The sequence below is a fragment of the Salinisphaera sp. Q1T1-3 genome (genome assembly GCF_003602005.1).
GTDB lineage: Bacteria > Pseudomonadota > Gammaproteobacteria > Nevskiales > Salinisphaeraceae > Salinisphaera.
Genome location: NZ_QZWD01000002.1, coordinates 326,335 through 347,765 on the forward strand (window position 1 = coordinate 326,335; position 21,431 = coordinate 347,765).

Annotated in this window: 19 protein-coding genes; 13 read left to right on the plus strand and 6 right to left on the minus strand. The window is 64.4% G+C overall.

The window, feature by feature from the left end; translation table 11 throughout:
* Nucleotides 1-188: 188 nt before the first annotated feature.
* Nucleotides 189-2,381 carry a TonB-dependent siderophore receptor gene (locus D3260_RS03590; protein WP_120097184.1) on the minus strand — a complete coding sequence of 731 codons (2,193 nt, stop codon included), beginning with the start codon at nt 2,379-2,381 and terminating at the stop codon, nt 189-191.
* A gap of 328 nt (nt 2,382-2,709) precedes the next feature.
* Here D3260_RS03590 and D3260_RS03595 point away from each other — a divergent pair, with 328 nt between their 5' ends.
* The 3 genes from D3260_RS03595 to D3260_RS03605 all read left to right on the plus strand — a co-directional run bounded on the left by D3260_RS03595 (nt 2,710) and on the right by D3260_RS03605 (nt 5,933).
* Nucleotides 2,710-3,378: a TrkA family potassium uptake protein gene (locus D3260_RS03595; RefSeq protein ID WP_120097185.1), complete on the plus strand. Its 669-nt coding sequence runs from the start codon at nt 2,710-2,712 to the stop codon at nt 3,376-3,378.
* Complete coding sequence (locus D3260_RS03600; protein ID WP_120097186.1) at nt 3,375-4,772, plus strand: TrkH family potassium uptake protein; 1,398 nt, start codon at nt 3,375-3,377, stop codon at nt 4,770-4,772. The genes D3260_RS03595 and D3260_RS03600 overlap by 4 nt, the downstream gene beginning before the upstream one ends.
* Nucleotides 4,773-4,988: 216 nt before the next feature.
* On the plus strand, nt 4,989-5,933 hold the full coding sequence (locus D3260_RS03605; RefSeq protein ID WP_158583380.1) for an ABC transporter substrate-binding protein: 945 nt from the start codon (nt 4,989-4,991) through the stop codon (nt 5,931-5,933).
* 126 nt (nt 5,934-6,059) lie between these two features.
* Here the strand turns inward: D3260_RS03605 and D3260_RS03610 are convergent, their stop codons facing one another.
* Complete coding sequence (locus tag D3260_RS03610; protein WP_120097188.1) at nt 6,060-6,542, minus strand: hypothetical protein; 483 nt, start codon at nt 6,540-6,542, stop codon at nt 6,060-6,062.
* Nucleotides 6,543-6,706: 164 nt separating this feature from the next.
* Here D3260_RS03610 and D3260_RS03615 point away from each other — a divergent pair, with 164 nt between their 5' ends.
* Both D3260_RS03615 and D3260_RS03620 read left to right on the plus strand, forming a co-directional pair.
* Entirely contained in the window at nt 6,707-7,210 is a 504-nt protein-coding gene (locus tag D3260_RS03615; protein ID WP_120097189.1) for a hypothetical protein, read from the plus strand.
* A 360-nt stretch (nt 7,211-7,570) separates the two neighbouring features.
* The gene (locus D3260_RS03620; RefSeq protein ID WP_120097190.1) at nt 7,571-8,089 is read left to right on the plus strand and encodes a DUF805 domain-containing protein; all 519 of its coding nucleotides are present in this window, start codon (nt 7,571-7,573) and stop codon (nt 8,087-8,089) included.
* Between the two features lie 52 nt (nt 8,090-8,141).
* Here the strand turns inward: D3260_RS03620 and D3260_RS03625 are convergent, their stop codons facing one another.
* The 3 genes from D3260_RS03625 to D3260_RS03635 form a co-directional block, all read right to left on the minus strand.
* A complete protein-coding gene (locus D3260_RS03625; RefSeq protein WP_147418099.1) occupies nt 8,142-8,432 on the minus strand; it encodes a hypothetical protein in 291 nt (96 codons plus the stop codon).
* 230 nt (nt 8,433-8,662) lie between these two features.
* On the minus strand, nt 8,663-9,619 hold the full coding sequence (locus tag D3260_RS03630) for an aldo/keto reductase (RefSeq protein ID WP_120097192.1): 957 nt from the start codon (nt 9,617-9,619) through the stop codon (nt 8,663-8,665).
* A complete protein-coding gene (locus D3260_RS03635; RefSeq protein ID WP_120097193.1) occupies nt 9,616-10,911 on the minus strand; it encodes an NTP/NDP exchange transporter in 1,296 nt (431 codons plus the stop codon). Before D3260_RS03635 ends, D3260_RS03630 begins: the two co-directional genes overlap by 4 nt.
* 658 nt (nt 10,912-11,569) lie before the next feature.
* On the opposite strand from D3260_RS03635, the gene D3260_RS03640 reads away from it, so the two are divergent.
* The gene (locus D3260_RS03640) at nt 11,570-11,974 is read left to right on the plus strand and encodes a hemerythrin domain-containing protein (protein ID WP_233543944.1); all 405 of its coding nucleotides are present in this window, start codon (nt 11,570-11,572) and stop codon (nt 11,972-11,974) included.
* A 129-nt stretch (nt 11,975-12,103) separates the two neighbouring features.
* On the opposite strand, the gene D3260_RS03645 is transcribed toward D3260_RS03640, so the two are convergent.
* Complete coding sequence (locus tag D3260_RS03645) at nt 12,104-12,538, minus strand: universal stress protein (RefSeq protein ID WP_120097194.1); 435 nt, start codon at nt 12,536-12,538, stop codon at nt 12,104-12,106.
* A 367-nt stretch (nt 12,539-12,905) separates the two neighbouring features.
* Here D3260_RS03645 and D3260_RS03650 point away from each other — a divergent pair, with 367 nt between their 5' ends.
* The 7 genes from D3260_RS03650 to D3260_RS03680 all read left to right on the plus strand — a co-directional run bounded on the left by D3260_RS03650 (nt 12,906) and on the right by D3260_RS03680 (nt 21,128).
* Complete coding sequence (locus tag D3260_RS03650) at nt 12,906-14,222, plus strand: NAD(P)/FAD-dependent oxidoreductase (protein WP_120097195.1); 1,317 nt, start codon at nt 12,906-12,908, stop codon at nt 14,220-14,222.
* An 11-nt stretch (nt 14,223-14,233) separates the two neighbouring features.
* Nucleotides 14,234-14,662 (plus strand): RidA family protein, encoded by a 429-nt coding sequence (locus D3260_RS03655; RefSeq protein ID WP_120097196.1) that lies wholly within the window; start codon nt 14,234-14,236, stop codon nt 14,660-14,662.
* Nucleotides 14,659-15,336, plus strand: a complete 678-nt coding sequence (locus tag D3260_RS03660) for a DUF1028 domain-containing protein (RefSeq protein ID WP_120097197.1) — start codon at nt 14,659-14,661, stop codon at nt 15,334-15,336. Before D3260_RS03655 ends, D3260_RS03660 begins: the two co-directional genes overlap by 4 nt.
* A gap of 65 nt (nt 15,337-15,401) precedes the next feature.
* Nucleotides 15,402-16,595 carry an acetylornithine deacetylase gene (argE, locus tag D3260_RS03665; protein WP_199671342.1) on the plus strand — a complete coding sequence of 398 codons (1,194 nt, stop codon included), beginning with the start codon at nt 15,402-15,404 and terminating at the stop codon, nt 16,593-16,595.
* Nucleotides 16,596-16,644: 49 nt separating this feature from the next.
* Nucleotides 16,645-17,550 carry a LysR family transcriptional regulator gene (locus tag D3260_RS03670; RefSeq protein ID WP_120097199.1) on the plus strand — a complete coding sequence of 302 codons (906 nt, stop codon included), beginning with the start codon at nt 16,645-16,647 and terminating at the stop codon, nt 17,548-17,550.
* A 531-nt stretch (nt 17,551-18,081) separates the two neighbouring features.
* Entirely contained in the window at nt 18,082-19,527 is a 1,446-nt protein-coding gene (locus tag D3260_RS03675) for a sodium:solute symporter (RefSeq protein ID WP_120097252.1), read from the plus strand.
* Nucleotides 19,528-19,832: 305 nt separating this feature from the next.
* A complete protein-coding gene (locus D3260_RS03680; RefSeq protein ID WP_120097200.1) occupies nt 19,833-21,128 on the plus strand; it encodes a YCF48-related protein in 1,296 nt (431 codons plus the stop codon).
* The last annotated feature ends 303 nt before the right edge of the window (nt 21,129-21,431 follow it).

The window sequence follows — 21,431 nt, forward strand, 5'->3', positions numbered from 1 at the left end:
GCAAATGAGCGAGCGGCAACGCCGCTCAGGCGCGCGCAAAAGCCCGGCCGCCAAGCGGTTTGGCCCAAAAGGCCGCGCTACGGCGTTGCATGGCTGGATCATAGAGTGGCTATGACGCGGCGCCATGCGCCTTGTATCGTGGCCTTTTGGGACTCAAACGCGACCGTGGATGAATAGATCAGAGGTTCCTAAAGCTTGAGCGTCATCGATAACGCTACGGTACGGGGTGCGGCCAGCGCGGCACTCGCCGAGCCGTTACCGGTATAGCCATTCAGGCCGCCCGGACGGATGGTGGTCCAGTAATGCGCGTCGGTGACGTTGTCCACGTTGAGGCGCAGGGTGGCATCGTGGCGGGCGATACGGGTGTCGTAGCGGGCGCCCAGATCGAGCCGGCCACGACCCGGCAACGAGTCGCTGCCGTCGTTCGTGGTATGACGACGTGTGAAATACCGCGGATGCGCGCTGATTTCCAGGCCCGGCACGTGCGGCACGTCGTAACGCAACAGCACGGTTGCCGTCAGCTTCGGCAGGCCGACGATCTGTTCGTTGATCGCGGCCGGGTCGCCAGCCTCGGTCAGGCGGGCATCGAGAAAACTCAGGCCGCCCAGCACGTGCAGTCGCGAGGTCAGCGCGCCGTCGGCAAAGAAGTCGATACCGCGATTGCGTTGTTTGCCGTCCTGTCGGTACGACCGGTCTTCGTAGAGCGCGTACGGGCGCCGGATCTGATAGGCATCCAGGGTGTAATTGACGCCGCTCCAGGCCGCCTTGGCGCCGATCTCCCATTCGCGGCTGCGCGCCGGTGGCAGCACGCGACCCGCGTTGCGTGCGCCCGCGGGAGCGGTATCCCCCTGTTGCAGGGAGTCTGCATGGGTGACGTAAAGGGCGCTGTGCGCGGTCGGTGTGTAACGCAGGCTTTCGGCCGTGGACAGGCCGTCCTGATGCGCCTGGCCGGTCAGCTGCTCGGCCCGGTCGTAGTTGCGCGACTTCAACGCGCTCTCGCTGGCCACCAGTTGCACATGCCAGTGCGATGTCAGATCCATCCGGTCACCGGCGATGATCGAGTCCTCGCGGGATTCGGCGACATGATAGCGATCGGTGAAAATCGGGTAGGCCGGAGGCTGGTCCGGCGCTGACGGGCTGGAAATCCGGGCACTGTTGACGGTCCGGACCCCGCCATCGCGCGGATTGAAGTTGTTGAGAGTGAATCCGCTGGCGCCGAGCGTCAGATGATGGACGATATCGGCGGTGTGCACCACGCCGTTGAGATGGACCAGATAGCTCTCGATACGGAAACGGCTGGCGTGGCCTGTCGAGATCGTGGATGTATAGTCGCCGGCGGTGTCGGTGATCGTGTGCGTGAACGCGGTTGAGCGACGATCGGCGATCTGGCGCAGGAAACCGACATCGAGATGCCAGTCGTCGGAAAACGCGTGCTTGAGACGGAATTCGGCGGTCTCGGTATCGTCGGTATGACCGGCATAGCCTGCCCCGTAATCACGCCTTGCCGGATCGACTGCCGAGGGGAAATCCACGCCCTGGGCGACTGCGAAACGTCCTGCGCTACCCTGGGCCTCGTAATGGTAGTGCGAGAGCGTCGTCTCGAATGTCGTGGCGCTGCCCAGGTGAAAGTCGGTAGCCAGACTGATCAGACGACGCTTGAGACTCGTGGGCCCGGCGCTCGGCAACGAGCCGTTCTCGTTGAGTATGTTCAGGCGATATCGGATGCGTCCGTCGTCATCGGCCGCGCCGCTGGTATCCAATGCTTCGCGAAACGCCGGTCCGCTGCGATAGCCGATCGTGACACGGGTCATGGGCTGGTCGGTCGGCCGTTTGCTCAGGTAATTGAACGTGCCGGCCGGGCTCGCGGGGCCGTAAAGCGCGCCGGCCAGTCCTTCCAGGACCTGGATACCGGCGAACTGCTGCGCGGGATAGTTGGTCGTGGAGACGATATTCAAGCCGTCCAGACGGCTGTTCTGGGCCACGGAACCCTGCATGCCGCGGCTCTGCGGGCGGACGCTGCCAGCCTGTACGCTGGGCAGGAACGACAGGGCATCGGCCACGTCGCGCGTCTGTTGGTCATCCACGACGGCATGCGCAACCCTGTGGACCGTGAACGGGGTATCCAGCACGCGTTGCTGGCCGAGCGGCCCCAGGGCGACTCGCCGATTGGTTGCCTCGGTTTCGGCCTGGTCATCGGCCGAGACCGTGACGTCGGACAGCGTCGTTGTCGCCGGCGCGGCCGGTGCTGCGGCCGCGACCGGCGCGTTGTCGCTCTGGCGCGCCGGGATCGCGCCATGGGCCGCGCACGGTAGCGCGGCAACAAAGAAACAGAACAGGGGTTCGCTCAGAGCCGGGCGAAGGCGGGCGTTGCAACAGGTCATGATCAAAGCCGGGGAATACGCACAAGTGTGCGTCGGGAAAGGAAAACGTCGGTATGTGTCAAAGCATATAGCGAACCTGTCCGTCTTGACAGTCGCGCGCACGAATTGGGCGTGTCGGGTGCGGGTCGGGCCGGTCGCGATCGGTTCGCCGGTGCCGCGGATGGGGCCCACGATCGGGCCGGGTACACCTCGCGCGGGGCATCCGCGGGGTACGTCAGGGCGTTGTCCCGGGCGAAGCCGGTTCAAAGCCGATCGCGCTTTGGGCACACTCTGCGGCTGGGTCCGTGCAAGCGACTGGCACGCACATGTCGCAAGATCGAGGATTTGAATGAGTCGTCAATTCGCCGTGATCGGTCTTGATTACTTCGGCAAGACTGTGGCGCTGGATCTTCTCCAGCAGAAGAATCAGGTCATGGGCATCGACAGCGATGAGACCCGCGTCAACGCGGTGGCCAATCGATTGACCGATACCGTGATCGCCGATCCGCGCGACGAGCGAGCCCTGGCCGAACTGGATCTGAGCCGCTTCGATGCGGTGCTGGTGGATCTCGATACGATCGAGGCCAGCGTGCTCTGCGCGATGCACCTGCGCGATCTGGACGTTCGCGAGCTCTGGGTGCGGGCCCTGTCGGACAACCACTACAAGCTGCTGGAACGGCTGGCCGTCGATCGGATCATCTATCCGGAGCGGGATCACGGTATGCACGTGGCCCAGAGCCTGAACTATCGCAATGTCGTCGACATGATTCCGCTGGGCGACGGGCAGTATGTCGTTGAAATCGAGATCACCGATGCTCTGCTGGACCGGAACGGCGAGTCCGACGGCACCATCCGGCTCGATGATGACGAGTCAGCGCGTCTGGTGGCGATCAAGCGGGGCGAGAAGCTCGATTATCACCCCGACGGCGATACCCGTATGGCCGCTGGCGATCACGTCATTCTCATCGGTCATCTGGATGCATTGAGCCGTTTCGGCAGCCGCCGGTCCGGTAAATGATCGAGCGTCGTCGACAGGCGGCCGGCGATGCCGGAAAGCGCTCCTGGCGCCGTCCGTTCAAGCGCACCCATCGCGGTATCGTCTTTCGGTTGCAGCCGCCCGAAATCCTGTTGCTCGGCTTCATCCTGTTCAGCCTGGCCGGGACACTACTGCTCAAGCTGCCGATCGCGACCACCGGCCCGATCAGCTGGCTCGATGCGCTGTTCACGTCGACGTCGGCCGTCACCGTCACCGGCCTGGCCGTCGTCGATACCGGCAGTGATCTGACGTTGTTCGGCCAGGCCGTCGTGGCTACCTGGATCCAGATCGGCGGCCTCGGTTTCATGACGTTCGCGGCCCTGACCGTGATGATGCTCGGCGGGCGCCTGCCGATGACACACAACAGCGTCGTGCGGGAATCGCTCAATCAGCCGTCGCTGAACGCGATTCGCGGGCTGGTCGGCACCGTGGTCACGTATGCGCTGATCGCCGAGTCGATCGGCACCGTGTTGCTTGGCCTGCACTGGATTCCCGAGCACGGCTGGCGTACCGGGCTCTGGGAGAGCGTGTTTCACACGATTTCGGCGTTCAACAATGCCGGATTCTCCACGCACAGCAACAGCCTGATGGACGATGTCGGCAGCCCGCTGGTCAATCTCACCATCTCGGCACTGTTCATCATCGGTGGGATCGGGTTCGCCGTGCTGGGCGATCTGCGTCGCACGCGTCGTTTTTCGCAGTTCACGCTCCAGACGCGGCTGATTCTGCTGACCACGCTGTTTCTCAACCTCATCGCCTTTGCTGCGATCACCGCGCTCGAATGGCATAACCCCGGTACGCTCGGCGGTCTGCAGAGCACGGGCGAGCGACTGCTGGCCGGTTGGTTCCAGGCGGTCACGCCGCGCACCGCAGGCTTCAATACCATCGACACGTCGGCGATGACACAGCCCTCGACGTTGATCACGATGGCGTTGATGTTCATCGGGGCCGGGCCCAGTTCAACGGCCAGCGGCATCAAGATCACCACCTTCGTCGTTCTGATCCTGGCCGCGCGGGCGTTCCTGCAGCAACGCGACGAGCCGGCCGTCATGCATCGGCGCATGAGCGTGGCCACCGTCAACAAGGCCATTGCGGTCGCCCTGGCGACGGGGTCGATGGTTTTCATCGTCGTGCTCGGACTCAGTATCACCGAGCCGGGTGCCAGTCTCGAGGACATCCTGTTCGAGACGGTCTCTGCGCTCGGCACCGTGGGGCTGTCCCGTGGACTGACCGGGGACCTGTCCACACCCGGCCGGCTGCTGATCATCGTCACCATGATCGTGGGGCGGGTCGGGCCGTTATCGCTGGGTTATTTCATGGCTCGGGAAAGCTCGCCGGCCATTCGGTATCCGCAGGCCTCGTTGCAGATCGGCTAGGCGTTCAGCCCCGGGACTGTCGTGATAGCTTATCGCGCCAGCTTGTCGTGCCACGATCGCCGCTGACGACGCCGCAGGGCCAATCTTTCGGGGCAGCGTTTGGCCGGGCCCGGTGTCGTGGCGTGGGGCTGCCCACCGGGGCGGCCGATCGGGCACGCTATGATAGGTCGGTCCGGCCCGAATACCGGGCCGTCTTCAAACGGGAGAAGGGGGAACATGATTCGTGTGATCAAGCATTATCTGCTGTCGCTCGTGGCGACGGCCGTGCTGGTGAGCGCCAGCGCCTCGGCCATGGCGGCGGATGCCAGTCAGCGTGTGAAATTTGCATCGGCGCCGTGGCCCGGCGTGACGGTCAAGACCACGGTCGCCCAGACGATTCTCGAGGCCATCGGCTACGACACGAACCTGATGAATGCGAGCTGGACGATCGCCCTGCAGGGCGTGGCGCGCGGTAATATCGATGCCGATCTGGGCATCTGGATGCCAACCCAGAAATCCACCGTCGAGCCGCTGGTGCAATCGGGCAGGATCGACCTGCTGGTCAAGAACGTCCCGGACGCCCGGTACGATCTCGTCGTGCCGGCCTATGTCTGGAATGCCGGCGTGCACAGCATCGCGGATCTGCAGGCGCATGCAGACAAGTTCGATCACCGCATCTACGGTATTGAAGCGGGTAACGACGGCAACGAAATCGTCCAGAAAGCGATCGACGCCAACACCTATGGTCTCAGTGACTGGCGTCTGCGGGCCTCCAGTACCGCGGCCATGCTCGCTGAAGCCGGTCGGGCGATCGACAAGAAGCAGTGGATCGTCTTTCTCGGCTGGAAACCGCACTGGATGAATATCCGCTACGATCTGAAATATCTCGAGGATCCGAAACAGATCTGGGGCGGCGGCTCGTCGGTCTGGACCGCGATCAACCCGGCCTATGCCAAGGCCAACCCGAATGCGACGCGCTTTCTCAAGCAGATGGTCGTGCCGTCGAAGATCCAGAGCCAGTGGATCTATGCCTACGGCTACAAGAAACAGTCGGCAGATACCGTGGCGACAACCTGGATCAAGAACCACTGGGACACGGTCGGCCACTGGCTGGACGGCGTGACCACGGCCGACGGCAGCGGGCCGGCGCTGGCTGCCGCGAAGCAGGCGATCGGCGGCTGATACCGTCATCGCCGATTCGGCCCGGTGTAGTCGGGCCGACGTCTCGGTGGCGGTGTATCGATACGCCGTCACCGAGGCAATCCGCGGCCGGTGGCTACCGACTCGCGCTCGACCGGGGCCGACCGATTACACGGGCCCGCTTTGGCCCCGTGCAAAGTTCCAGGCATCGTGATCATCGCCTGTCGTCCACGGGTCTTCACCGTTGAAGGGGCCGACGTAGACGACATGATCACCGCGGATGACCCACGCCATGCCGTGCTCGGCTTCCCAGTCGCATTCGAGTTCGAGATGTACGATGGGCACATCGTGCGCCGGCGCCGGAATGATGAGCAGTGTTGGCTGGATGCATTCGAGTACCGCCGGCGCGGGGGTGAACGATTGCATCGGTGTGCCCGTCGCGTCCTGGAATGCGTTGCAGTAACGGATCGAGGCACGACAGAGCTCGGCTACGATATCCGTGCTCATCTCGTTGAGATGCGCCGCGCAACGCTCGGCATGGACCATGTCCTCGTTCTCGAGGAGGGCCGGGATATCAGTGTTGAACAGGCTAAAACGAACAATGCCCTCGAGCCCGTCCTCGCCGTGTTCGATCTCGCGGATCAGTGTCATGTCTTGGCACCTTGTCGCCTTGTGGCGAATGGACGATAGCGGAATTCACGAACACGCGTGGTCATGGCCCGTTAACAGCGGGTATGGTCCGTCCGGATATAACCGGACGTCTTGTGGTGGGTGAGCGGGCACGACGGCGATCGCGACGCAGGAAGCACAGAGGCATGGATATAGACAAGCGGCGTATCGCGGTCACGGCCATTATCGGTTGTCTGTTATCACTCAGTGGCTGTGTGCCGATGGTGAGTGGTGACCTGGAAGATATCGCACATGCGCGATATCAACCGTGTGTGCGGGCCGCAACGCCGTATCGTATCGACGTCGAGAGCAATGCCGAAGATGCCTATGCGTCGGGCCCGGTATCCTGGTTGACGGATCTCTCCCTGGGCCTGATCCCGACGTTCCAGAGCGAGGTGATTGATTCGCGAGCACGTCTGTATCGGGACGGCGTGTTGCAACACACTTATCGATTCAAATCACGTGTCACGGTCTACTACGGCTGGGTCTGGCTGCTGTTCCTGGACACCGACAGCGTGAACGCCTTACCGGTGGACGAGGGCGCCGGCGTGCGGGCCCGGACCGGGATTCGTGATCGCACGATCGCCAAGGCGCTGTCGGAAAGCGATCTCGACATCGCGCCGAACGCACTCTGCTATTCAGACGATTAGGGCCTGTTATTAACCCGGCATAAAAACAGATGATTTTTCGGGTTGATAACGCGCGTGTGCGAAAGCACGCGCGCCACGGCCAACGGCCGTGAAGCCATTGAAAATAAAAAGACGGACAAGTGCCGGCTTTTATTTTTCGATGGCGTTGAAAACAGCTGACGTCGTCAGCTGTTTTGGTGCCGGATTAATAACACTTCGCACGTGACCCCGTTGCCGCCCAAAAACGGCCAGGCAAGGCGCATGGCGCCGTCGGCGGGCGAGGCGGCTGCCCATCGCCTTGACGACACGCCCCAACGACCACGGATCGGCGTACGCCGCGCTATCATCGGCCCCGGGCGAACAAGGACGGTGTAGGCATTCATGACGACCAAGGGGTTTGTTCCGGGGCCCGGGGCCGTGTTGCGATTCCGCGGTCGCGCCGGGCGACGAGAGCTCGCTGGCGTGGTCGCCGCTGTCGTCGTCGCGCTCGGCTCCGGGCTGGTTCTCGATCGCCTGGTGACGATTGGAACAGGTTATCCGTTCACCGTCGTCGCCGTTCTGGCAGGGGCATACCTGTTGCCCGCGGTCGTGGTGCGTCGCCTTCACGACCGCGGGCGGCGCGGGTTCTGGATCCTCGGTGTTCTCGCCGGGCCGGCCGTGTACAGCGCCGCGTTGGTGATCATCGTCTGGCTTGCCATGAGACGTCATACCGGCGTTGGCGAAACGACGCATCAGGTCCTCGGCCCAGTGGGCTCGGTCCTGATTTGTCTGTGTCTTTTGTCGAGCCTGGGCCTGGGGCTCTGGTTGGTCGTCGAACTAGTGCGGGCCGGCGCGCCCGGCTCGAACCGCTTCGGGCCATCGCCGAACACAGCGCGCGGCCTGACGCGCGTCGATGAGTAGCACCGCCTGTTGGATGAACCGGTCGTCCTGCATCGACGCCTGCGAGTGAAGGTCAGATCACATGGTGTCGTGCGAGTTCGAACCACAGCACGAACGTCATCAGCCCCAGTACGGCATTGCCGATGTAGAGCGCCACGCGTCGTCGATGAAGGAAGGCATAGCCACCGAGGATGACGATCAGGCCGATCGCGTACGCGAACACCATGGCCTGAAACACGGCCATGCCATCGGTGCCCTCGAATCCCGCGTCCGATCGCGATCCCGCGGATCGGAGGACGCCATACAGCATGGCCGGGGTGCCGGCCGCGGGCACCGCCAGGACGAAATACAGAAGGGTGGCCATGACGCCGTGCTGTTGCTGATCGCGAATGCGCTCCATTATCCGGCTGACTCCTTGGCATGGTGGGTGTCGATGCGCTGGCGTCAGAATAGCGCATCGACAACGCTGATCCCGCTGGTGTCGGCGTTGGCATGCCCGGTGACGGTCCGGATCGACTGGTCACCCGATGCGTGCCAGCTTCATCGACGCGAGCCGGCCGGCGAACAGGGCGTTGCCGGCGGTGTGATGGTCGCTCAGCTGAGCTCGGCCATCGTTGCGCGCATTCGAGCCTGCATCTTGTCATCCGGCAGCGGGCCGTAACCGGCCTGCATGTTGTCCACGAGATGGCCCGGGTCGCTCGTGGCGGGAATGACGACGTTGACGGCGGGATTGGCCAGTACGTACTTGAGTGCGAACTGGGCCCAGCTGTCGATGCCCAACTCGGATGCGTACGACGGCAGCGCGTGGCCTTTGGTGCGCCCGAAGATCGCGCCGTCATTGAACGCGCGATTGACGATGACCGCGATGCCCCGATCGCGGGCCAGCGGCAACAGCCTTTTTTCGGCCTCGGGCGTGAGGATCGAGTAGTTGAACTGGACGAAGTCCATGTCCTTGGTGCGCATCTGGTGTTCGAGCTCTTCGAAAGCCCGCGTCAGATAATGCGTGATTCCGATATAGCGGAAGCGGCCCTCGCCCTTGAGCCGTTCGAGGGTCTGCCATTGGGTTTCGAGATCCACGAAGTTGTGGATCTGCATCAGATCGATGGGCTTGCCGAGCCGCGCCGCCGACTGTGCCATCTGGTCCAGGCCGGCCTGGCGACCGCGGATATGCACCTTGGTCGCCATGAAAATGTCGTTGCGGACATCGGCACGGCGGGCCAGTTCGCCGATGACCGTTTCGGCGCTGCCATAGGTGGGCGAGGTATCGACCATGGCGCCGCCCATGGCAACGAATTTCTTCAGCACGGTGAGCAATGCGGCTCGCGCGGCGTTGTCCGGGTAGGCGAACGTGCCCGACGAGCCGAGCCCCATGACGGGAAGCGGCTCGCCGGTCGACGGAATCGCCCGTGTTCGCATGCTCCGATCGTCGGCGGCCAGGGCCGACAGCCCCGGCACCGCGCTCAGCAGGCCGGTGGCCGCCGCAGCCGCCAGCAGTCGCCGGCGCGTTGTTGAGGGGCCGTGACAGGCCCCGTATTCGTCGTGATCGTTCATGTGTCTGCCCCCTGTTGTTCAGCCGAGTCGTCGAAAGTCGTGTCGGCCGCGCGTCGCTGTCGCGTACGGCCCAGCCAGATACCGAAGACAGCCCAGATCAGGGCGAGCGGTATGGCCGCGAAGGCCAGACCGGCCAGGCCCAGCCCGATCGCGCCGAGGCCGGTATAAAGCCAGCCGCTGGCGGCATCGCCAAAGCGATAGACCACCGTATCGATGAAATTCTTTGCCTTGTACTTGTCCTCGCGGCTGACCACGCCGAACAGCATTTCGCGCGATGGCTTGGTCAAGGCGTAATTGCCTGCCCGACGCACGACCTGGAAGACCACGAGAACGACGAGCGTGGGGGCAAGCCCGAGCAGCCCGAACCCGGCGGCCACGGCCAGCGGAATGAGCGCCAGTGCCACGGGTAGACCCAGCCACAGGACCAGTCGTGCCGTGGCGAAGAACTGCAGCAGGAGCGTGAGCGTATTCGTGGCCAGATCCATGCCGGCGAAGACCTGCGTGCGCTGCGCCGACGACGCGAAGGCGTTCTTGACGATATGTGCCTGCTCGAAATACAGAAACGTCGAGAGCGAGGCATACATCACGATGAACACACAGATTGCCAGCAGGTAGGGGGAGCGAAAGACGTGCATCGCGCCGGCCCAGACGTTGCCCTGCGATGTGCCGTTTCCGGGCATGTCACGGCCTGTGGCGGTGGCCGACGACATCACGGCCAGGGCGAACGCCGTGGCCGCGACCAGCAGAATCACCGAGATCGGCAACAGATTGACCGGGCCGAGTGTATCGGCCAGCCCGGCCGTGATGGCCGGCCCGACGATCGCCCCGAGGCTGCCGCCGGCCGAGATCACGCCGAACAGCCGCAGCGACTGGAACCGATCGAACACATCGTTCATCACGCTCCAGAAGAGCGACACGACGAACAGATTGAACACCGACACCCAGACGAAGAAGGCACGTGCGACCCAGGCAGGGGCGATGTCGGCACGCATCAGCCCGAAGAACAGAATGATCACGCCAATGGATACGCCGTAACTGACCGCCACCAGCCGGCGCCGTGCGAAGCGTGCCACGGCCCAGCCGAAGACAGGCACGATGGCCAGCATGACCAGAAAAGTGGCCGTGAATACCCAGGCAAGATCGCCGACACCGCCCTGGATGCCCATCTCGTCGCGGACCGGGCGCAGTACGAAATAGCCGGCCAGCAGGCAGAAGAAATAAGCGAACGATCCGGCGACCGGGCCCAGTTCTCCGGGCTCCAACTGCAGCAGGCGATAAAGCCGGGTCGTCATGAGCCGGCCTCGGCCAGCCGTCGGCACAGTGCGAACAAACGACTCATCGTGGTTCCATCGTCCGGGTCGTCCATGAACGGTCGATCACCAACATGCCGTGTCGGTGCCGCAGCGAGCAAACATCCATGCCAATGGACCGCCGCACGGAGATTCGGCCCGAGACCGCCGAACGGCGCGGGCCCGTGCCTGGGTTTGTCTTCGGTGCCGGGTCAGATGCACACCGGGCCGACGCCCCGAAGGTATCGGCCGACGATCAGACGCGGCGTTGGCGACGGCCGATTCGGGCGGTTCGATGCGACCGTCTGCGACAGGCACGCCTGAACGCGGGTTGTCACAGGCGGCCGTTCTCGAGCGCGCCGGATGACGAGGGCAACGTGCCAGACGTGTATCGTGTCCGCCCAGCGTTTTTGCCAATCAACCGCCGTGCCGGATGCCCGCTTGCGAAACGGCCGGCCGGTATCCGCCGGAGTTCGCGATGACTGATGCCGAACCGATGCTGCACCTCGACAGCCGACCCGGCCTGCCGGATGAGATTGCGGTCCTGCGCGCCCGATACCCACGGACGGATTGGCCGAGGCACCCCAATTACGGCGAACTTGCCGCGTTCTGGCGTCGCGTGCACGACAGCCTGCGCCGCGAGGGTGAAGTCCTGGCAGCGATGACCGCCGATTTTCGGGCCGGTCACCTGCGCGCCGCCGAATTCCAGCAACGTTTCATGCCCCAGCTCGCCCATCATCTCCAGCATCTCGATGGCCATCACCGCATCGAGGATGACCATTACTTTCCTCTTTTCCGTCGGTTGGACCGCCGATTCGAGCGCGGATTCGATCTGCTCGAAAATGATCACGACGTCATCCACGACGACCTGCGGCGTGTGGCGGCCAGTGGTCGGGCGCTGATGCAGGAGCTCGCGCGCGGCGCGGATGCCGGCCAGCGTGCAGCCGATCGTTATGCCGACGATGCCGAGCGGCTGCTGCACGTCCTCGATCGACATCTCATCGACGAGGAAGACCTCGTCATTCCTGCCATGCTGGAACATGGGGAACGCCCGCTGACGCGCTGACCGCCGGCACCGGCGGCGATCTTTGCGCCGCCGGCCGCAAGCGCCGTTCGCCACGGCTGTTACACCGACACGCCGAAACCGCGATCGGTCCGAAACCCGGCAGCCGATCGCGGTTCCGGTGATGTGAGATCAATGCACGGTAATCACACGGCAGGGCGCGGTATGCAGCACCTTGTGCGACACGCTGCCCATGGCCATGGATTGAATGTTGCTCAGGCCGCGATTGCCCATCACGATCGTGTCGACGTCGCGTTTCGTCGCTTCGCCGACGATCGTCTGGGCCGGGCGGCCCCAGCGCACCAGAAATTCGGGCGTCCCGCGGGGTTCGTCGAGCGTCGCCCATGCCGCTTCCAGCCCGGCGCGTGCCTCTTCGCCCAGGCGTTCACGGTCGACGTCCGCCGGCGAGGCGCCGGTGCCGCGGCCCAGCACGTCGCTGGCGGGCATGGCCTCAGGCACACCGAGCAGGACCAGCGTGGCATCCGGTTCGGCGAGCCGACAGGCCAGCTCGAGCGCTGCAAGGGCGGCCTGCGAGCCATCGAACGGCACCAGAATCGTCTTGTACATCTGTATTCCTCCTCATCAACGAGCCCACGTTCGCTGCGGTCAGAATCGACGTCCGCGCGAACGGATCCATCCTATCGCCTCGGCGGGCGCCTGGGTTGATCCAGCGCAAATCAAGTCGGACGCGATCTGGTCGGCGGACGAGGGCAGGCTGGCTTTGTCATGGACCGGCCGGCGCGGCCTTGGGAGTCAATTCATGCAAGCGGTCTAGTCTGCGTCGCATTTGAAAAATTGATTCAAAAGAGCAGATAACTATATTTTAACTGATCTTCGATCCCGCCTAGGCTCGATTGCGAATCGCGTCGCGCCTCGGACCCGGTCCTTCGGCAAGCGATGACGATTGATACGCCACGCTGCCCGGAGGACGAAGATGACAGCATTACCCGCGGATATCGACACACTCGTGGTCGGCGCCGGCCAGGCCGGCGTGGCGATGAGCGAGCATCTGAGTGCGGCCGGCGTGCCGCATCTCGTGCTCGAACGGGATCGCATCGCCGAGCGCTGGCGAACCGGGCGCTGGGACTCGCTGGTCGCCAACGGCCCGGCCTGGCACGATCGTTTCCCCGGGCTGACTTTCACGGATCTGGCCCCCGGCGAGTTCGCCGACAAGAATCGTATCGCCGCGTATTTCGAGGACTACGCGGCGCGGTTTTCGGCGCCGATCCGTACGGGGATCGCGGTCGAATCCGTACGTCGTCGGCCCGGTGAGTCGGGGTTCGTCGTCGAAACGTCGCAGGGCACGCTGATCGCTCAGCGCGTGGTGGCGGCCACCGGTGCCTTCCAGAAGCCGGTCATTCCCGAGATCGCGCCGGACACGCCAACGCTTCATCAATTGCATTCCTCGGCCTATCGGAATCCGGAACAGCTGCCGGCCGGCGGCGTGCTGGTCGTCGGGTCCGGATCGTCCGGGACACAGATCGCCGACGAACTGCTGCGCGCCGGACGAGATGTCTATCTGTCGGTCGGCCCGCACGACCGGCCACCGCGGTCTTATCGCGGGCGCGATTTCTGCTGGTGGCTGGGTGTATTGGGCCTCTGGGACGCCGAGACCGCCGGCGCCGAGGAGGCCCATGTCACGATCGCGGTGAGCGGGGCACACGGCGGCCATACCGTCGACTTTCGGGAACTCGCCCATCGCGGCATGACGCTGGTCGGCCGGACACGGGCCTTCGATGACGGGCAGGTCGCGTTCGACGACGATCTGGCCGCCAACCTGGCGCGCGGCGACGAGAATTATCGGGCGCTGCTCGACGCCGCGGATGCCTACGTCGCACGTTACGGTCTCGATCTGCCGCCCGAACCCGAGGCGCGGCGGATGGCCGCGCAGCCCCAGTGCGTCAGCCAGCCCCGACGGAGGCTCGATCTCGAAAAGGCCGACGTACGAACCGTCATCTGGGCGACCGGTTTCGCCAGCGACTATCGCTGGCTGGCCGTCGACGCGGTGGATGCCGCGGGCCAGCCACGGCATCACCGCGGTGTCGGCACCGAGCCCGGCGTCTATTTTCTGGGCCTGCCGTGGCTGTCGCATCGAGGCTCCAGCTTCATCTGGGGCGTGTGGCACGACGCGCGTCGCATTGCCGACCACATTGTCACCCGGCGCGCCTATTTCGGGCAGGGCGACGACGTCGAGGCTGCCGCCGACCCGGCGACTGCCGAGACACCCGCCCACGCCACCGCCAGTCGATAACGGAGCCGACCATGCCGACGCATACCCGTATCCGCATGTTCAATACGCGCGAGACTTATCCGAACCAGACGCTGGACAACGATCTCTGCCAGGCCGTGCGAGCCGGCAATACGGTCTACGTGCGGGGCCAGGTCGGTACCGACTTCGAAGGTCATCTGGTGGGCCTCGGGGATCCGCAGGCCCAGGCGGAGCAGGCGATGAAAAACGTGGCCCAGCTGCTCGACGAGGCCGGCTCGGCGCTATCGCATATCGTCAAGACCACGACTTACATCACCGATCCGCGCTATCGCGAGCCGGTCTATCGTGAAGTCGGCCGCTGGCTGCAGGGCGTCTACCCGATTTCCACTGGACTGGTGGTTGCCGGGCTCGCCCAGCCGGAATGGCTCATGGAGATCGACGTGATCGCGGTCATTCCCGACACGGAGGACGACGCCCAATGACTTTTTCCATCGCTGCCCGCTGCCCGCAAACCGGCCAGATCGGCACGGCCATCAGCTCGTCGAGTATCTGTGTCGCCAGTCGGTGTGCGTTTGTCGCGCCCGACCACGGCGCGGTTTTGACTCAGAACGTCACCAATCCCGTGCTTGGCCAGATCGGGCTCGCGCAGCTGCGCGCCGGCGCGCGTGCCGACGCCGTGCTTGCCGAGATGGTACGCCGCGAATCCTATCCGGAATGGCGACAGCTCGTCGTACTTGATGGCCGCGGGGCCAGCGCCGTTCACAGCGGCAGCGAGACGCTCGGCATACACGCAGGCGCTCAGGGCACGGATGTGGTCGCGGCCGGCAACATGCTGGCCGAAGATCAGGTTCCGCAGGCCATGGTCGATGCCTTTGCCGCCGCGCGCGGCGAACTCGCCGAGCGCCTGCTCGCGGCGATGGCTGCCGGGCTGGCGGCCGGCGGCGAGATGGGCCCGGTGCATTCGGCCGGCCTGCAGGTGACGACGGCGCAGGTGAGCTGGCCGGTCGTCGATTTGCGCGTGGACTGGCACGACGAGCCGATTGTCGCGCTTCACGATCTATGGGAGCGCTATCGACCACAGCGCGACGATTACGTCGGCCGTGCGAGTCGCCCGGATGTGGCCCCCGGTTACGGCGTGCCGGGCGACACACGCTGATGTCGGTGCCCGGCCAGGGGGCCGCTGCCTCGGACGATGCAGGCAGGCGGCGTCATCGCGAGGTCGTGAAACTGCTGGATCGGCTCGTCGCATTCGACACGACGAGCGCGCGGTCCAATCTTGCGTTGATCGTCTTCATCGAGGCCTATCTGGCCGAGCAGGGCGTGACGAGCCGGCGCGTGGCCAGCGACGACGGCACGAAAACCAATCTGTATGCCGTGATCGGCCCGTCAGTCGACGGCGGCGTCATGCTGTCGGGGCACACCGATGTGGTCTCGATCGACGGCCAGGACTGGCGATTCGCGCCGTTCGCACTGCACGATGACGGCGAGCGACTTTACGGCCGTGGCACCGCCGACATGAAGGGTTTCCTCGCCGCCGTGCTGGCCGCGGTGCCGGAGATGGTCGCCGCGGATCTGCGGGTGCCGATTCATCTGGCGTTTTCCTACGATGAAGAGGTCGGCTGTCTGGGCGTACGTCGCCTGATCGACATGATGGCCGCGCAGGCGCATCGGCCCACGGCCTGCATCGTCGGCGAGCCGAGCGGCATGCAGGTGGCCACGGCCCACAAGGGCAAGCAGGCCATGCGGGTCCACGTGCAGGGGCGGGCCTGTCATTCGGGCATGGCGCCCAGGGGCGTCAACGCGATCCATGCCGCGGCCCGGCTGATCGGCTGGGTTGCCGACACCGCTGCCGAACGGGCCGCACACGGCCCGTTCGATGCCCGCTTCGGTATCGCCCACACCACGCTGCAGGCCGGCTGCATCCGGGGCGGTGCTGCATTGAACATCGTCCCCGAGCACTGCACTTTCGATGTCGAGATCCGTCATGTCCCGGCCGACGATATCGATACACTCGTGGCCGCCTTCGAAACACAGGCGGCGGCACTGACGCAGACGATGCAGGCGAGCGACCCACAGGCCGGGATCCGTATCGAGCCGCTGGGCGCTTATCCGGGGCTTTCGATCGCCGACGACGATGCGCTGGTACGCTGCATCACAGCCCTGCTGGAGGCGGCCACGATCACGCGCATCGATTACGGCACCGAAGCCGGTTTGTTCCAGCGCGATCTCGATCTGCCGAGTCTGGTCTGCGGGCCCGGCCACATGGCCCAGGGCCACCAGCCGGATGAATTCACGACCCACGCGCAGCTCATGCGGTGCAGTCGTTTTCTCGACCGGCTGATCGAGACCCTGTCGGCGGATCGCGAAACATCGGGCATGGCAGTCCGCGAACGCCTGGGCGAGAATCGCGACTGACGACCGGCCACGACGGTATGCGGGCCGGCCACCCCAGGGCAGGCGAATCATGCGTCAATTCACGCTCAAGCAACTGCGTTATTTCGTGCTCGCCGGACAGTTGTCCAGCGTTACCCAGGCCGCACGCAAGCTGCACGTCTCGCAGCCGTCGATCTCGGCGGCGATCCAGCAATTGGAGGAGATGACACATCTGCAGCTGTTCGTGCGTCATCACGCCCAGGGCCTCACGCTTACGCCGGCCGGCAAACAGTTGATGACCCGCGCACGCGAGTTGCTGCGTGATGCCGAGGGGCTCGAGAAATTCGCGGCCTCGCTCGGCGACGAGATCGGTGGCGAGCTGCGACTGGTCGCGCTGCCCACATTCGCGCCGGTCCTCCTGCCGGACCTCATGCGGCGGTTCGCGGCCCGGCATCCGGCGGTGAGCCTGTATTGCGACGAGATGATCCAGGGCGACATATTTACCGGGTTGGACGCCGGCGATTATGAACTGGCCTTCACCTATGATCTCAGTATTCCGGAGACGGTCGATTTCACGCCGCTGCGGGTGTTTCCGCCGTATGCGGTGGTTGCCGCCGATCATCCGTTGGCCGGTCGGGAGAGCGTCTCGCTGGCCGAGCTGGCCGACCTGCCCATGGTGCTGCTCGACTGGTCCCTGAGCCGCGAATATTTCCTGTCGATCTTCGCCCGCCACGGCTGGTCGCCGCGTGTGGCCCACCGCGTCAAGTCGATGGACATGCTACGCGGCCTGGTGGCCAGCGGTCTCGGCTTCTCGCTGTTCAATACGCCGCTGGCGGCATTCGGGGCCACGACCGGGCTCAACGCACTCCGAATCGAAGAAGATGCCGCTGCACTATCAATGGGCATCGCCCGGCCGCGCGGGGTTCGGCTGGCCCCGGCGGCCGAAGCCATGCAGGGCCTCGCCGAGCAGGCGATGAATGAACGTATCGACGTCTGAACCGCCGCCGGCCAATGGATGGCCAGTGGATGCGGTTCGCTCGGGCAGGCTACCGACAATCTGTCTCCTTGAGATTCGGCGCCCGATATCTGGGCTTTGTCCCAGTGCATAAGAAAACCTGAGGAAAGGCTTCGCATTATTATATTTTAGGCCCCTCAGGCCGCGCGCTACTGTGAATTCAACGTCGTGATCGGCATCGATTTCTGCAATGCGATGCCGGTCGACAGACGTGGGCACCACGCGCGGCGCCCGGCCGCCGATTCGATCCGCTCGGATGGCGGCGGCCGTTTCAGCCCGACGCGGCGATCTCTGGATCGCCGACGCGTGGATTTCGACGAGACGCACGGTTCCCGCGATCTGCCGGACGTGGCGAGCCGAGGCAACAGACAGGGGGCATCTCATGGAATCCTGGACTTTCATCGCATTCGGTATCAGCTCGGCCACTACGCTCGCGCTGGCCGTGCTGGCGCTCGTGTTCTCGCCGCGTCGCTGAACACGACCGCCAACACGCCAACGCAAAGGAGGGCAATCATGCTGAACTGGATACTACTCGGCCTGTCGGCGACGGTGCTGATCGGATTATCGCTGTACTCGATGCGGGCGGCCGGCGATAAGGATGAAGCCGGGTTTCTGGTCGCGAACAACGCGCTCGGCCCGTTCGTGGCTGCCGGCACGCTGATCGCGACCGGCTATAGCGGCTTCGTCTTCATCGGCTCGCCCGGCGTGGCCTATGAATACGGGTCCCTCGAATTGTTTTCCAATTCGTTCTATACGCCGGCGTTTCTGGTCGCGACCCTGTTTTTCGCAAACTATCTGCGACGCAAGGCGGCCACGTTGGGCAGTCGGACAGTGCCGGAATATATCGCCCAGTCGCATGCCGGTGGGGTTGCCGGGCGTTGGCTTCAGGGCATCGTGGCGCTGATCATCCTGCTGTTGCTCGGTGTGTTTCTCGTCTCGCAGATCAAGGCGATCGGCCTGCTGGTTTCCGGCTGGCTCAACGTCACGCCGACCACGGGGGCGTTCGTCATCACGCTGCTGGTCATTGCCTACACCATGTTCGGCGGCCTGCGGGCCGTCGCCTGGACGGATGCGGCGATGGTGATCGGCATGGTGTTCGGGTCCTGCGTGATCGGCTATGTCGTGTTCGTGCAGATCGGCGCCACGGATCTCATCGCACGGCTGAATACGATCGACCCGAAACTCGCCAACCCGACGACCGGGGCACCGTACGGTCAGAGCCCAGCGTCCGCGTTTCTGTTGTTGCCCTATGCGTTTCTCTGGGCGACGGCACTCCCGTTCATGTCAGTACGATTCCTGGCGATTCGTCGCGACGTGCGCATGGCGCATGTCGGGATCTGGGTCGCAGTGCTCGGTGTGCTGCTCAACTTCACGCCACTGGCCGGCCTGTATGCCCGTGCCTTCTATCCGAGCCTCGGTGACCCCGACCTGGCGATGCCGACGTTTCTCGAACACGCCGTTGGCCCGCTGATGTCGAGCGTGATCACGCTGTTCATTCTGTTCGCGATGAAGTCGACGGCCAACTCGCTCATGCACACGGTCTCGACCGCGTTGTCCTACGATCTGCGTGCGGCGCTGGGCCGGCGGTCCGGTTTCACGACCACGATGACGTTCAACCGCATGATGGTGCTTGCCGTCGGCATGGCGGCTTTCATCGGCATGGCTTACATGCCGCCGGTCATGGTGCTCTGGCTGGGGGTGCTCGGTAACGGCACGCTCATGGCCGCGTTGTTCGGTGTCACCCTGTGTGCCACATTCTGGCAAGGCAACAGTGCCGGCGCGTTCGCCTCCATTGCAGCCGGGTTCGGCGTCAGCGCTTATCTGCTGCTCGGTACTGATCTGGGGTGGGTGCAGGGCCCGCTCTACGGCTGTCTCGCATCCGCGATCGGTTACGTCGGCGTCAGTCTGCTGAGCGCTCGCATGGCCGATACAACGCCGACCCGGACTTCAGCCTACTAGCACGTGCCGCGTGCGCCGCGCGGCCGGTTTTGGGGCGGCTACGCGGTCACGTACGAAGTGTTGACAGGCCCTGATCGGCAGCTGCGACGTCAATCGGGCAGGGCGTCAGCGATGATTCGCAGCCCATGTCGGCCGGCTGCCCGACATGTCGTGTTGTGGGGCGGCACGGGTCGGCGCCCGTGGTATCTCATCGACGGCCGCATTCATTGTGTATTCGACTGATTGGTCAAAATCGGATGTCGGCCTAATTCAGTTTGCCTTGCGTAAGCTCCGCATCGTAAAAAATACACCACGGAGCGCACGTCTTGTCTGTTTTACGGTTCTGTCTGCTGGCTCTCGGGCTGGCGATCATCGCGAAGCTGACGATATCGGCTGCACCCATGGTGTTGAGCGCGTTCGCCGCCGAGCCCGACATCGAGTCTCTGTCGGAAGTGCCTGAAGGCAAGCGCCACCCGCGGTGCCTGCCGCCGCGGGAACAGGAAAAGCGCGGCGGTTTTTGTCGAAATCTGCAGGATGTGCCGCCGCAATCGCCCGATCGTCGACAGATCGAACGGCTGGATATGCAGCTTGGTGACAGCAAGCACGACGTCACGGCCTCCGGATTTTCCAATACGACGGGCTTTTTCCGTGATATCGCAGTACAACCGGACGGAAATCTGGTGGTCGTCGGCGGTCGTGGGCTGAAGCTGGCCCGCAGCGATGCCGCGGCACGTCACTGGACACTGGATTCGTATTCTGGTTTTGCCGATGGTGTGCTCGGACTGGCGATGCGTCCCGACGGACATGGCTATGCCGTAGGCCAGAGGGGCGGCATCATTTTCGAGACACGCAACGCCGGCCGTGACTGGGAGCCGTTCAACCGCGTCATAACCGACACGCACGACTTTGCGGCGCTGAAAGAGCTGAACGTGTCGATGGGGCTGATGGATGTCGCTTTTGCCGATGACGATACGGTGGTCGCGGTCGGTTACGAAAGCATGCTGCGCACCACGGACGACGGCCAGAACTGGCATCGTGTCGCGTTGCCGGGGCCGATGGACGACGTCAATCTACAGGAAGTCACTTTTCCCGGACCACGGCGAGGCTGGACCGTGGGTAGCGGCGGCACCGTATTGCGCACCGACGACGCGGGCGCCCACTGGCAGGCCGTCGATATCGGCGCCGAGGATACGTTTTTGACGACCGTGACGTTTGTCGATGATACGCATGGCTGCATCGGCGGCGGTCTGAGCGTGTGGTGTACGCGCGATGGCGGTGACACCTGGCAGCGCACAGAGCTTGCCCAGCCGCGGCCCACCATGTGGGAGCCGGAGGTAGGCGTGTTTCGCATGCGGTTTGCCGACGCCCATCAGGGCTGGCTGATCACGTTGGATGGGCTGGTCTATCACAGTGAGGACGGCGGCAAGAGCTGGAACCTGTGGCTGGATCTGACACGCCCCGGTCGCGAAGACACCGGCGGTGTCAAACTCAACGGTCTCGCGATCGGCAACGGCCGGGTCTGGGTCGTCGGGTCAGGTACGCTCAAGCCCGGGCCGGACGCCGATCCGCGTTGGGATACGAAACGTTCGCCGCTCATGTTGTCCTGGCCGCTGGATTCCTGAATGCTCGGCCCGAAATGGCTGGATCGGAAGACGCCGACCCGGTCGGCGCTGGCCATGAACCAACGGTTCAGACGCGTCGGCGGGTCCAACAGCCGGAAGCGAGGGCAGATCGTCTGGCCATCGCTCGTCATCCCGTCGAGCGGTGACAGCGTCCCGATGGGTCCATCCATAAACAATTGGCGACGGGCGCTCTGGGGTCTCACGAGTTGGGGTGTGACGGACCACAATGGGCGACGTGTGCCTTGCAGGACATGAGGGGCGCCGCCACGGTGGCACGCGCACGAAACATCGACTGGGTTCTAC